The organism is Streptomyces sp. NPDC002671 (assembly GCF_053592475.1).
In genome coordinates this window covers 46,741-59,378 of sequence record NZ_JBSFVU010000021.1, presented here as the reverse complement: position 1 = coordinate 59,378, position 12,638 = coordinate 46,741, and the positions used below count along the sequence as shown (strand labels likewise).

Sequence of the window (12,638 nt, the reverse complement as noted above, 5' to 3'; positions counted from 1 at the left end):
CACCCCCGTGCACTCCCGAACACCCCCATCCCCACAGGGAGATCGCGTGCGCCATACATCCGGGCGTCCCAGACGCCGGCTCCTCGCCCTCCTCGGCTCCGCCGCTCTCGCGCTCGGCGGGGCCATCGCCCTGCCGGGCACGGCCGAGGCCGCCGACATCCTCACCAACCCCGGCTTCGAGTCGGGCAGCCTCTCCCCCTGGACCTGCACCGGCAACCTCGGTTCGGTCGTCTCCTCCCCCGTGCACGGCGGCACCAAGGCGCTCCAGGGCGCGGTGACGTCGAGCGACAACGCACAGTGCAGCCAGACCGTTTCGGTGCAGCCGAACACGACGTACACCCTCAGCGGCTGGGTACGCGGCTCGTACGTGTACCTCGGCGTCAACGGCGGCGCCTCCACCTGGACGACGTCCCCCTCGGCGTACAGCCGGCTCAGCGTCTCCTTCACCACCGGGGCCACCCAGACGAGCGCCACGATCTACGTGCACGGCTGGTACGCCCAGGGCACCTACTACGCCGACGACATCAGCCTCGACGGACCGGGCGGCGGCGGAGGCGGCGACACCCAGGCGCCGACCGCGCCCAGCGGGCTCGCCTCGACCGGCAAGACGTCCTCCAGCGTGTCGCTGAAGTGGAACGCCTCCACGGACAACGTGGGCGTGACGGCGTACGACATCTACAGCGGCTCCAGCCAGGTGCTCAGCGTCTCCGGTACGACGGCCACGGTCAGCGGGCTCTCGCCGAGCACGGGTTACACCTTCACCGTGAAGGCGCGGGACGCGGCCGGGAACGTGTCGCCCGCCTCCAACGCCGTGACCGTCACGACGGACGCCGGCAGCGGCGGCGGCACCGGTTTCAAGCAGGCGGCGCCGTACCTGTACGAGGGCTGGGGCGATCCGCCGAGCCCGACGACGGTGATGAGCGCGACCGGCATCAAGTGGTTCACGATGGCGTTCGTGCTGGACTCGGGCGGCTGCACCCCTGCCTGGGACGGCAGCCGGGCGCTGACCGGCGGCGTGGACCAGTCCACCATCAACGCCGTCCGCTCCGCAGGCGGCGATGTCGTCCCGTCGTTCGGCGGGTGGCAGGGCAGCAAGCTCGGCGCCAACTGCTCCTCCGCGAGCGCCCTCTCGGGGGCGATCCAGAAAGTGATCGACGCCTACGGCCTGAAGGCCGTCGACATGGACATCGAGAACACGGACGAGTTCGAGAACGAGGCCGTGCAGGCGAAGATCCTCACCGCGCTGAAGACCGTCAAGGCCAACAACCCCGGTCTGAAGACCATCGTCACCTTCGGCACGTCGACCACCGGTCCGACCTACTACGGCAACCGGCTGATCGAACAGGCGCAGTCACTCGGCGCGAACATCGACGTCTTCACCATCATGCCGTTCGACTTCGGCGGCGGCTCGGACATGTACGGCAACACCGTGAACGCGGCGGAGGGCCTGAAGGCCAAGCTCAAGTCGGCCTTCGGCTGGGACGACGCGACCGCGTACTCCCACATCGGCATCTCCGGCATGAACGGCCTGTCCGACCAGCAGGAGAACACCACCCCGGCGATCTGGACCCAGATCCGCGACTGGGCGAACACGCACCACATCGCACGGCTCGCCTTCTGGTCCGTCAACCGCGACCGGCCGTGCCCCGGCGGCGGCGTCGTGAGCAACTGCTCCGGGATCAGCCAGAACAACTGGCAGTTCACGTCCATCACTTCCGGCTTCACCGGCTGAGCACACCCCGCACCACGTCTCGACGTCCCTCCGGCTTCCGGGCCGGGGGGACGTCTCGTCGCTGCCCCGTTTTCCCTGCCCCCCTTTTTTTCATTTCTTTCCGCCGGGGGTGTATCAGGGGCCGTCCCGCGGGCTCTACATGGTGAGGCACAACGGGGGAGCCACGGGGGAACGCACGGGGAAACGGGGGAGCCACGGGGGAACGGGGGATCGGGCCGGCCGGCCGCTGTCACGGGGAGCGGCCGGCCGGCCCGAGGAGCGTGCCGCAGCTGCCGGAACCTACGTGAGGTAGGCCAGACCCGGGTGGACGGCGGTGTAGTCCTCGACCAGGCGCCGGGCCACGTTCACCGAGTCGACGAGCGGGTGCAGCGCGAAGGCCTTCACGGCCGCCGCACGGGAGCCGGACGCGGCGGCGGCGAGGACCTCCCGCTCGACCGCCTTGACCGCGCAGACCAGGCCGGTGGCATGGCCTGGCAGCGGGTCGACCGCGACCGGGTGGGCGCCGTTGGCGTCGACCAGGCAGGGCACCTCGATGACGGCCTCGGAGTCCAGGACGGAGAGCGTGCCGCGGTTGCGGACGTTGAGGATCAGGGTCGTCCGCTCGTCGCGCGCGATGGCCCGCATCAGCGCGAGCGCCACCTTCTCGTAGCCGCCGGAGAGGTCGTCCGCCGCGCGTTCGCCGGCGCCCGCCGTCTCCCGGTTCTCGGCCATGTACGTCGCCTCGCGCTCGGCGCGGGTGCGGTCCCAGACGTCGAGGGCGGAGACGTCCGGGCGCCGGGCCTGCGCGTAGAAGTCCGCCTGCTGGTCGCGCAGGAAGGCGCCGCGGGTCTTCTCGGCCTCCTGGTAGGCGCGGAGGGTCTCCCGGTTGAAGTAGTAGTAGTGCAGGTACTCGTTGGGGATCGCGCCGAGCGACTGCAGCCAGTCGACGCCGAAGAGCTTGCCCTCCTCGAACGAGCCGAGCAGGCGTGGGTCGGCCAGCAGGCGCGGGAGTTCGTCCCGCCCGTCGACGTGCAGCCCGCGCACCCAGCCGAGGTGGTTGAGGCCGACGTAGTCGATCCACGCCTCCCGCGGGTCGGCGCCGAGCACCCGGGCGATACGGCGGCCCAGCCCGACCGGCGAGTCGCAGATGCCGAGGACGCGGTCGCCGAGGTGGCGGGACATCGCCTCGGTGACCAGGCCGGCGGGGTTGGTGAAGTTGATGACCCAGGCGTCGGGGGCGAGGCGGGCGACACGCCGCGCGATGTCGACGGCGACGGGAACGGTCCGCAGTCCGTATGCGACGCCTCCCGCGCCGACGGTCTCCTGCCCGAGGACGCCCTGCGCCAGCGCGATGCGCTCGTCGTCCGCCCGGCCCTCCAGGCCTCCGACGCGGATCGCGGAGAAGACGAAGTCGGCGCCGCGCAGGGCCTCGTCGAGGTCGGTGGTGGTGGTCACCCGGGGGGCGTCGGGCACGGCCGACGCCTGCTCATCCAGTACACGGGAGACTGCATACAGTCGACTGTCGTCCGTATCGTGCAGAACGACGTCCGTCACCCGCCCCTCACCCCGGTCGGTCAACAGCGCACCGTACACAAGCGGCACCCTGAATCCGCCGCCGCCCAGAATCGTCAGTCTCACGCCTGCACCTTTCGCTCACCCAGACACTCGATTCTGCTCACCCGACGCCCCGTCCGGGCAGCGGCGCACGACTCCGGTCGCCGAATGGAAGATCTCTCTGGAAGATCTCCTCGAAGCGGTCACGAGCCGATACCGGCAGCTTCACCGCGTGAACTCCCTTACGAGCAAAGGACTTTCCTTGCTTCAAGCCTTGACGGCCGCAGGCCCGGGGAGCACATTGGCGGCACCCTGAGAGCGCTCTCAGACCCACGGAGGGCACTCTGCCGGGGCTCCCGCACCTCACCCCGTAACCGAGAGGCTCCCCCCATGCGTGATTCCTCCGGCACATCGAGACCCGGACCCCGCTCCCGTCCCCTGCGGCGCGCGCTCGTCGCCGTCGTCGCCTCGTTCGGCCTGGCCGCGGCCGTCGCCGGCGCCGTCACCGCGCCCGCGCACGCCTTTGCGCCCACACCCCCCGCCGGCTGGACGCAGGTCTTCGCGGACGACTTCGACGGCGCGGCCGGCTCCCCGGTCAACGCGGCCGACTGGCAGTACGACACCGGGACTTCGTACCCCGGCGGGGCCGCGAACTGGGGCACCGGTGAGGTCGAGTCGATGACGTCGAGCACCAGTAACGTGGCGCTGGACGGCAACGGAAACCTGCTCATCACCCCGCGCCGCGACGCCTCCGGCAACTGGACCTCCGGCCGGATCGAGAGCACGCGCACCGACTTCCAGCCCCCGGCCGGCGGCAAGCTGCGCGTGCAGGCCCGGATCCAGATGCCGAACGTCACGGGCGCCGCCGCCAAGGGCTACTGGCCGGCGTTCTGGATGCTGGGCGCGCCGTTCCGCGGCAACTACTGGAACTGGCCGAGCATCGGTGAGCTGGACATCATGGAGAACGTCCAGGGCCTGAACACCGACTGGGCGACGATGCACTGCGGCACCAACCCGGGCGGCCCGTGCAACGAGACGTCCGGCATCGGCGGTTCGACCGCGTGCGCCGGGACGACATGTCAGGCCGGTTTCCACACCTACGCGATGGAGTGGGACCGCTCGACCAGCCCCGAGGAGATCCGCTTCTGCCTCGACGGCGTCAACTTCCACACCGTGAAGGCGACCCAGGTCGACGCGACGACATGGGCGAACGCCACCGATCACGGCTACTTCCTCATCCTGAACGTGGCGATGGGCGGCGGCTTCCCGGGCGCGTTCGGCGGCGGCCCGGACAGCGGGACCGAGCCGAACCACCCGATGGCCGTCGACTACGTACAGGTACTGCAGTCCTCGGGCGGCGGGGGCAGCACCACTCCCCCGCCGTCCGGCGGCCGGAACGCCTACAGCGCGATCCAGGCCGAGTCCTACGACGGCCAGTCCGGAGTGAGCACCGAGACCACGACGGACGTCGGCGGTGGACTGGATATCGGATACATCGCGGGCGGCGACTGGGCTCTGTACAAGGGGGTCGACTTCGGGTCGACGCCGGCCACGCAGTTCTACGCGCGGGTGGCGAGCGGGGCCGCGTCCGGGGTGAGCGGACTGGTCGAGGTGCGCCTGGACAGCCGGAGCAACCCACCCGTCGGCAGCTTCGCGGTGGGCAACACCGGCGGCTGGCAGACGTGGCGGACGGTCCCGGCCAACATCAGCTCGGTGACGGGCACGCACGACGTCTACCTGACCTTCACCAGCGGCCAGCCGGCCGACTTCGTGAACGTGAACTGGTTCGACTTCGGCCACTGAGCACCGCGGCCGGGGTCGCCCCTCAACTCCGGGGCGACCCCGGTTCGTCACCGGACGGACGCGCTGATCTGCCCGCCCATGGAGAGCACGACGAACATGCCGTTGCCGTCCACGCCCGCGTCGTGCTGGTTCGCCTCCAGCTGGGCGTAGACCTCACCCCTGTAGACGATCTTCGCACGGTAGTGGCCGAGGCCGACCTTCGTGACCACGGCGGTCGAACCGTCGGGGAGCCGGAAGCTTCCGGGCCCCTGGTGGGCGCCGCCGGTCCAGGAGTGCACCTTCCCGTCGAGGGTGAGCACGACGAACATGCCGTTGCCGTCCACGCCCGCGTCGTGCTGGTTCGCCTCGAGCCGGGCGTAGACGGAGCCCCTGTTGACGATCTCCATGCGGTAGTGGTGGGCGCCGAGCTTGTAGATCTTCGCCGTGCTGCCGTCCACCAGCTTCTCGGTGCGCACCGGGGACGTGACAGCGGCGCGGTGCGCGGCCGGCGTCGCGGCGACCGCGCTCGCGGCCGGCGCCACCAGAGCGGCCGTCAGAATCGTTCCTGCCAGGGCGCGAAGGGCGGCCCGGCGGGGCGCCTTCCCAATCGACATGCGGGTCTCCTGGGTTGAAGAGTGAGTGAAGAATCGGCGTCTTGCCCGATCGAATCTATTGATCGTTTTCGCCGGATTCACCCATTCCCTGTCACAGCGGAGCAACAAGGACCGCCGAACCGTCACCGCCTCGTGCCGCTACCGCAGCTCCGCCCGGAAGGCGATCGGGGTCTGCCCGGTGTGCAGGTGGAAGAACTTGGAGAAGTTCGCCGCGTCGGGGAAGCCCACGGCCACGCCGACGCGGCCGATCGGCAGGTCGGTGTGGGCGAGGAGGCGCTTGGCCTCCAGGATCACGCGTTTGTCGATGAAGCCCTTGGGGGTCTCGCCGGTGGCCGCACGGACCGCGCGGACGAGGGTGCGGCGGGAGTAGCCGAGCGCGTCGGCGTAGGAGCTGACGCTGTGGTTGGTGGCGAAGCTCTGCTCGACGGCATCCCGGAACAGGGTGAACGTGGTGTCGGTCTGCTGCTGGGAGGCCTCGGCCGAGCTGGCCGCGAGGTGGGCGAGGCGCAGCAGGAACGCGGTCAGGCTATGCCTGAGGACGGCCGTGTGCAGGCTCAGCGGGAGCGTGGCGGTGTCCTCGTACTCGCGGCGCAGTTGTTCGAGGGACGCGCGCAGCGCGGTGAGCTGACCCGGATCGGGGTGCAGCAGGGGCGGCTGGTCGTAGCGGTAGAGCCCGGCGGCCTCGACGGTGGCGCGGGGCAGGAAGCCGGGCTGCATGGTCAGGACGGTTCCGCGGTACTCGCACTCGCGCGAGAAGCGGTGGACCTGTCCGGGGCGGATCCACAGCAGGTCACCGGCGGCGGCCTCGCACTCGGTAAAGTCGATCATATGTCGCACGGGGCCCTCGGTGAAGAGCATGACGACGTGGAACTCGATGCGGTGGACGCGGTCCAGCGGGGCGTCGGCGTGCCAGGTGTGGTCGGTCCCCATGGTGCTGACCTGCATGCCGACGCCGCCGACGGCCAGCTCGACGGGGAAGGGGAAGGTCCTGATCCCGTCGCCGCCCGTGCCGCTGCTGTCCCCGGCTTGAGGTGTTCTGCCAGCCATGTCCTGATCGTGCCATCCCTGCCGCGCGCCCGGTGTCCCAGATTCACCACAGGCTGACACACCCCACCCTTCCTTCAGAAAAGTCAGACTTTTAATTTTGAACGCGCCCGGCCAGCCACTGCACACTGAACGAGGACTTCTTGAAGATGAGCACGCAGACTTCCGACGGCTTCGAGTGGACCGATCTCGACCGGCGGGCCGTGGACACCGCCCGTCTTCTCGCGGCCGACGCCGTGCAGAAGGTCGGGAACGGGCACCCGGGCACCGCGATGAGCCTGGCTCCTGCCGCGTACACGATCTTTCAGAAGGTGATGCGTCATGACCCCGCCGACCCGGAGTGGGCCGGCCGCGACCGCTTCGTGCTGTCCCCCGGTCACACCTCGCTGACCCTCTACACCCAGCTGTTCCTCGCCGGCTACGAGCTGGAGCTGGACGACCTGAAGGCGTTCCGCACGCACGGCTCCAAGACGCCCGGCCACCCCGAGTACGGGCACACGGCAGGCGTCGAGACGACCACCGGCCCGCTCGGCCAGGGCGTGGCCAACGCGGTGGGCATGGCGATGGCCGCCCGCTACGAGCGCGGCCTGTTCGACCCGGACGCCCCCGAGGCCATCTCCCCCTTCGACCACACCGTCTGGGCGATCGTCTCCGACGGCGACCTGGAGGAGGGCGTCTCCGCCGAGGCCTCCTCCCTCGCGGGCCACCAGAAGCTCGGCAACCTGGTCTTCCTCTACGACGACAACCACATCTCCATCGAGGGCGACACCGCGACCGCGTTCTCCGAGGACGTGCTGAAGCGGTACGAGGCCTACGGCTGGCACACCCAGCGGATCGAGCCCACCGCCGACGGCGACGTCGACGTCCCCGCCCTGTACGCGGCGCTGAGGGCCGCGCAGGCCGAGACCGGGCGGCCCTCGATCATCGCGATGCGCACGATCATCGCCTGGCCCGCCCCGAACGCGCAGAACACCGAGGCCTCCCACGGCTCGGCGCTCGGCGAGGACGAGATCGCCGCCACCAAGCGCGTCCTCGGCTTCGACCCGGAGCAGACCTTCGAGGTCACGGACGAGGTCCTGAAGCACACCCGCCGGGCCCTGGACCGGGGCGCGGAGGCACACGCGGCCTGGGACCAGCGGATCGCCGAGTGGCGCGCCGCCGGCCCCGAGCGGGCCGCGCTCTTCGACCGGATCGGCAGGGGCGAGCTGCCCGAGGGCTGGGAGGACGCCCTGCCGGTGTTCGAGGAGGGTAAGTCCGTCGCGACGCGTGCCGCCTCCGGCAAGGTGCTCCAGGCGCTCGGCGCGGTGCTCCCGGAGCTGTGGGGCGGCTCCGCCGACCTGGCCGGCTCGAACAACACGACCATCGACAAGAACAGCTCGTTCCTGCCGAAGGGCAACCCGCTGCCCGAGGCGAACCCGTACGGTCGTACCGTGCACTTCGGCATCCGCGAGTTCTCGATGGCAGCGGAGATGAACGGCATCGCCCTGCACGGCAACACCCGCGTCTACGGCGGAACGTTCCTCGTGTTCTCCGACTACATGCGCAACGCGGTACGGATGTCCGCGCTGATGCAGCTGCCGGTGACGTACGTGTGGACGCACGACTCCATCGGCCTCGGCGAGGACGGCCCCACCCACCAGCCGGTCGAGCACCTGGCCTCGCTGCGCGCGATCCCGGGCCTGAACATCGTCCGCCCGGCGGACGCCAACGAGACCGCGATCGCCTGGGCCGAGATCCTGAAGAGGCACGCCACCAGCCCCGCCCCGCACGGGCTCGCGCTCACCCGCCAGGGCGTGCCGGTGTACGCGCCTAACGAGGACGCGGCCAAGGGCGGCTACGTACTGCGCGAGTCCTCGACCGGGACCCCGGAGGTGATCATCATCGCGACCGGCTCCGAGGTGCAGCTCGCGGTGGCCGCGCGGGAGCAGCTGGAGGCCGAGGGGATCGGCACACGCGTGGTGTCGATGCCGTCGGTGGAGTGGTTCGAGGAGCAGGACCGGGCGTACCGGGACTCCGTGCTGCCGCCGTCCGTGAAGGCGCGGGTCGCGGTCGAGGCCGGCATCGGTCTGACCTGGTACCGGTACGTGGGCGACGCCGGACGGATCGTCTCCCTCGAGCACTTCGGTGCCTCCGCCGACGCCAAGACCCTGTTCGCCGAGTTCGGCTTCACCCCCGAGAACGTCGCCGCCGCTGCCCGCGAGTCGCTGGCCGCCGCGCGCGCCTGATCCCTACGCGACGAGAAATCAGAGAGATGAGCACTGTGACCGAAGCAATCGCCACCCCCGGTTCCCTCAAGCGCCTCGCCGACGAGGGTGTCTCGATCTGGCTGGACGACCTGTCGCGGAGGCGGATCACCTCGGGCAGCCTGGCCGAGCTGGTGCAGAGCGGGGGCGTCGTCGGCGTCACCACCAACCCGTCGATCTTCCAGGCGGCCATCGGCTCCGGCGAGGGTTACGAGGAGCAGCTCACCGACCTGGCCGTGCGCGGGGTGACGGTGGACGAGGCGGTGCGGATGATGACGACCGCCGACGTGCGGGCAGCCGCCGACATTCTGGATTCTGTATACACCGCCACGGACGGCCGCGACGGCCGCGTCTCCATCGAGGTCGACCCCCGCCTGGCGCACGACACGGCGGCCACGGTCGCCGAGGCCAAGCAGCTGGCCTGGCTGGTCGACCGGCCCGGCGTGATGGTCAAGATCCCGGCGACGAAGGCCGGTCTCCCGGCGATCACCGAGGTCATCGGCCTCGGCATCAGCGTCAACGTGACCCTGATCTTCTCCCTGGAACGCTACCGCGAGGTCATGGACGCCTACCTGGCCGGCCTGGAGAAGGCCCAGGAGCGCGGCCTGGACCTGTCGGAGATCCACTCGGTCGCGTCCTTCTTCGTCTCCCGCGTGGACTCCGAGATAGACAAGCGGCTGATCGCCCTCGGCACCGAGGAGGCCCTCGCGCTCAAGGGCCGCGCGGCCCTCGCCAACGCGCGGCTCGCCTACGCCGCGTACGAGGAGGTGTTCGGCTCTGCCGACAATTCGGCACAGCCCGACGACCGCTGGCTGGCGCTGGCCGGGACCAAGGCGAACAAGCAGCGTCCGCTGTGGGCGTCCACCGGTGTGAAGGATCCTGCGTACAAGGACACGCTGTACGTGGACGAGCTGGTCGCACCCGGCACCGTCAACACCATGCCGGAGGCCACCCTGAGCGCCACCGCCGACCACGGCGAGATCACCGGCGACACGGTGACCGGCGGCTACGCCCAGGCCCGTGCGGACCTGGCCGCCGTCGAGCGGCTCGGCATCTCCTACGACGAGGTCGTCCAGCAGCTGGAGGACGAGGGCGTCGCCAAGTTCGAGGCGGCCTGGCAGCAGCTGCTGGACGCCGTCACCGAGTCCCTGAGGAGCAAGGGAGTTGACGCGCGATGACGACCGACGCGGCTGAGCCGCAGACATCCCCCGCCGAACAGGCGCCCGTTCCGCCGGCCCTGGACGCCGACTGGGCGAACCCGCTGCGCGACGACCGGGACCGCCGGCTGCCGCGCATCGCGGGGCCCTCCGGCCTGGTCATCTTCGGGGTGACCGGCGACCTGTCCCGCAAGAAGCTGATGCCGGCCGTGTACGACCTGGCCAACCGGGGCCTGCTGCCGCCGGGCTTCTCCCTCGTCGGCTTCGCCCGTCGCGAGTGGGAGGACCAGGACTTCGCGCAGGTCGTCCACGACGCCGTACGCGAACACGCCCGCACCCCGTTCCGGGAGGAGGTGTGGCAGCAGCTCGCCGAGGGCATGCGGTTCATCCCCGGCGACTTCGGCGACGACACCGCCTTCAAGCAGCTGAAGGAGGCCGTCGACGAGCTGGACTCCTCCCGCGGCACCGGCGGCAACTTCGCGTTCTACCTCTCCGTGCCGCCGAAGTTCTTCCCGAAGGTCGTCCAGCAGCTGAAGAAGCACGGCCTGGCGAGCCCGCCCGCGGGTTCCTGGCGGCGCGCGGTCATCGAGAAGCCGTTCGGCCACGACCTGGCCAGCGCACGCGAGCTGAACGCGATCGTGCACGACGTGTTCGAGCCGGACCAGGTGTTCCGCATCGACCACTACCTCGGCAAGGAGACCGTCCAGAACATCCTGGCGCTGCGCTTCGCCAACCAGATGTACGAGCCGATCTGGAACCGGTCGTACGTCGACCACGTGCAGATCACCATGGCCGAGGACATCGGCATCGGCGGCCGGGCCGGCTACTACGACGGCATCGGCGCCGCCCGGGACGTCATCCAGAACCACCTGCTCCAGCTGCTGGCGCTCACCGCCATGGAGGAGCCGATCGCCTTCGACGCGGAGGCGCTGCTCACCGAGAAGCTGAAGGTGCTGAAGTCGGCGCGGCTGCCGGAGGACCTCGGCCACAGCACCGTGCGCGGGCAGTACGCGGCCGGCTGGCAGGGCGGTGAGAAGGTCGCCGGCTACCTCCAGGAGGAGGGCATCGACCCCAACTCGAAGACCGACACCTTTGCCGCGATCAAGCTGGAGATCGACAACCGCCGCTGGGCGGGCGTCCCCTTCTACCTGCGCACCGGCAAGCGGCTCGGCCGCCGGGTCACCGAGATCGCGGTGGTCTTCAAGCGGGCCCCGCACTCCCCCTTCGACTCCACCGCGACGGAGGAGCTGGGCCAGAACGCGATCGTCATCCGCGTCCAGCCCGACGAGGGCATGACCGTGCGGTTCGGCTCCAAGGTGCCGGGCACCTCGATGGAGATCCGGGACGTGTCGATGGACTTCGCCTACGGCGAGTCGTTCACCGAGTCGAGCCCGGAGGCGTATGAGCGGCTCATCCTGGACGTGCTGCTCGGTGACGCCAACCTGTTCCCCCGTCACCAGGAAGTGGAAGAGTCCTGGAAGTTCCTCGACCCGATCGAGGACTACTGGGCGACGCACGGCAGGCCGGCGCAGTACGCGTCCGGCAGTTGGGGACCGAGCGAAGCGGACGAGATGCTCGCACGAGACGGACGGAGCTGGCGCAGGCCATGAAGATCGACCTGACCGACACCACGGCAAGCAAGATCAACAAGGCGCTGGTGCAGGGCCGCCGCGCCATCGGCTCCCCGGCCGTGGGCATGGTCCTGACGATGGTGATCGTCACGGACGAGGAGAACGCCTACGACTCGATCAGGGCGGCCGAGGAAGCCTCCCACGAGCACCCCATGCGGACCCTCGTCGTCATCAAGCGGCACGCCCGCACCCTGCGCGACCGCACCACCTCGCGGCTGGACGCCGACGTGCGGGTGGGCGCCGACGCGGGCACCGGCGAGACGGTCGTGCTCCGCCTGTACGGCGAGGTCTCCGACCACGCCGACTCGGTGGTGCTGCCGCTGCTGCTGCCGGACGCCCCGGTCGTGGTGTGGTGGCCCGTGGACGCGCCCGACGCCCCGGCCAGGGACCCGCTCGGCGCGCTCGCCCAGCGCCGTATCACCGACCTGTACGCGGTCGAGCGCCCGCTGGAGGTCCTGCAGACCCGGGTGCGCAACTACGCGCCCGGCGACACCGACCTCGCCTGGACCCGGCTGACCCTGTGGCGCTCCATGCTGGCCGCGGCCCTCGACCAGTCCCGGGAGAAGGTGACGTCCGGGGCCGTGGAGGCCGAGCAGGACAACCCCAGCGCCGAGCTGCTCGCCCGCTGGCTGGAGGCCCGCCTGAACGTCCCGGTGGACCGGGTGGTGACCGGCGGCCCGTTCGTCACGGCCGTACGCCTCGGCACCGCCAACGGCGAGATCGTCATCGACCGCCCCGCGGGCCCCCTCGCCACCCTGTCGCTGCCGGGCCAGCCCTCGCGCACCCTCGCCCTGAAGGTCCGCGCCACCTCCGAACTCATCGCCGAGGAGCTGCGCCGCCTCGACGCCGACGAGATGTACGCCATCGCCCTCAAGGGCGAGGCCGCCAAGGAGAACGCCTGA

The 12,638-nt window shown here is 70.5% G+C and carries 9 protein-coding genes; 6 read left to right on the top strand and 3 right to left on the bottom strand.

The genetic code is table 11. The features are described 5' to 3' along the window. Positions 1 to 46 precede the first annotated feature (46 nt). Positions 47 to 1,732: a carbohydrate binding domain-containing protein gene (locus tag ACWD35_RS29295; RefSeq protein WP_451354318.1), complete on the top strand. Its 1,686-nt coding sequence runs from the start codon at positions 47 to 49 to the stop codon at positions 1,730 to 1,732. Positions 1,733 to 2,011: 279 nt separating this feature from the next. Here the strand turns inward: ACWD35_RS29295 and ACWD35_RS29290 are convergent, their stop codons facing one another. Continuing rightward, positions 2,012 to 3,349: a 6-phospho-beta-glucosidase gene (locus ACWD35_RS29290; protein WP_451354317.1), complete on the bottom strand. Its 1,338-nt coding sequence runs from the start codon at positions 3,347 to 3,349 to the stop codon at positions 2,012 to 2,014. Positions 3,350 to 3,655: 306 nt separating this feature from the next. Between ACWD35_RS29290 and ACWD35_RS29285 the strand changes: the two genes are divergently transcribed. Further along, entirely contained in the window at positions 3,656 to 5,068 is a 1,413-nt protein-coding gene (locus ACWD35_RS29285; protein ID WP_451354316.1) for a glycoside hydrolase family 16 protein, read from the top strand. A gap of 47 nt (positions 5,069 to 5,115) precedes the next feature. On the opposite strand, the gene ACWD35_RS29280 is transcribed toward ACWD35_RS29285, so the two are convergent. Next, positions 5,116 to 5,661 carry a hypothetical protein gene (locus ACWD35_RS29280; protein ID WP_451354315.1) on the bottom strand — a complete coding sequence of 182 codons (546 nt, stop codon included), beginning with the start codon at positions 5,659 to 5,661 and terminating at the stop codon, positions 5,116 to 5,118. Positions 5,662 to 5,799: 138 nt separating this feature from the next. Further along, on the bottom strand, positions 5,800 to 6,708 hold the full coding sequence (locus ACWD35_RS29275) for a helix-turn-helix domain-containing protein (protein WP_451354314.1): 909 nt from the start codon (positions 6,706 to 6,708) through the stop codon (positions 5,800 to 5,802). A gap of 146 nt (positions 6,709 to 6,854) precedes the next feature. Here ACWD35_RS29275 and tkt point away from each other — a divergent pair, with 146 nt between their 5' ends. From tkt to opcA, 4 genes are read left to right on the top strand one after another with little or no spacing between them, the layout of a single operon-like run. Continuing rightward, complete coding sequence (tkt, locus tag ACWD35_RS29270) at positions 6,855 to 8,930, top strand: transketolase (protein WP_451354313.1); 2,076 nt, start codon at positions 6,855 to 6,857, stop codon at positions 8,928 to 8,930. A 26-nt stretch (positions 8,931 to 8,956) separates the two neighbouring features. After that, positions 8,957 to 10,126 (top strand): transaldolase, encoded by a 1,170-nt coding sequence (gene tal, locus ACWD35_RS29265; RefSeq protein ID WP_451354312.1) that lies wholly within the window; start codon positions 8,957 to 8,959, stop codon positions 10,124 to 10,126. Next, entirely contained in the window at positions 10,123 to 11,715 is a 1,593-nt protein-coding gene (zwf, locus tag ACWD35_RS29260) for a glucose-6-phosphate dehydrogenase (RefSeq protein WP_451354311.1), read from the top strand. The genes tal and zwf overlap by 4 nt, the downstream gene beginning before the upstream one ends. Next, positions 11,712 to 12,638: a glucose-6-phosphate dehydrogenase assembly protein OpcA gene (gene opcA, locus ACWD35_RS29255; RefSeq protein ID WP_451354310.1), complete on the top strand. Its 927-nt coding sequence runs from the start codon at positions 11,712 to 11,714 to the stop codon at positions 12,636 to 12,638. The genes zwf and opcA overlap by 4 nt, the downstream gene beginning before the upstream one ends.

Coding starts and splice junctions, on each gene's coding strand:
- zwf (WP_451354311.1), top strand. CDS start 10,123: ATGACGACCGACGCGGCTGAGCCGCAGACATCCCCCGCCGAACAGGCG.
- ACWD35_RS29285 (WP_451354316.1), top strand. CDS start 3,656: ATGCGTGATTCCTCCGGCACATCGAGACCCGGACCCCGCTCCCGTCCC.
- tal (WP_451354312.1), top strand. CDS start 8,957: ATGAGCACTGTGACCGAAGCAATCGCCACCCCCGGTTCCCTCAAGCGC.
- opcA (WP_451354310.1), top strand. CDS start 11,712: ATGAAGATCGACCTGACCGACACCACGGCAAGCAAGATCAACAAGGCG.
- ACWD35_RS29275 (WP_451354314.1), bottom strand. CDS start 6,708: ATGGCTGGCAGAACACCTCAAGCCGGGGACAGCAGCGGCACGGGCGGC.
- tkt (WP_451354313.1), top strand. CDS start 6,855: ATGAGCACGCAGACTTCCGACGGCTTCGAGTGGACCGATCTCGACCGG.
- ACWD35_RS29280 (WP_451354315.1), bottom strand. CDS start 5,661: ATGTCGATTGGGAAGGCGCCCCGCCGGGCCGCCCTTCGCGCCCTGGCA.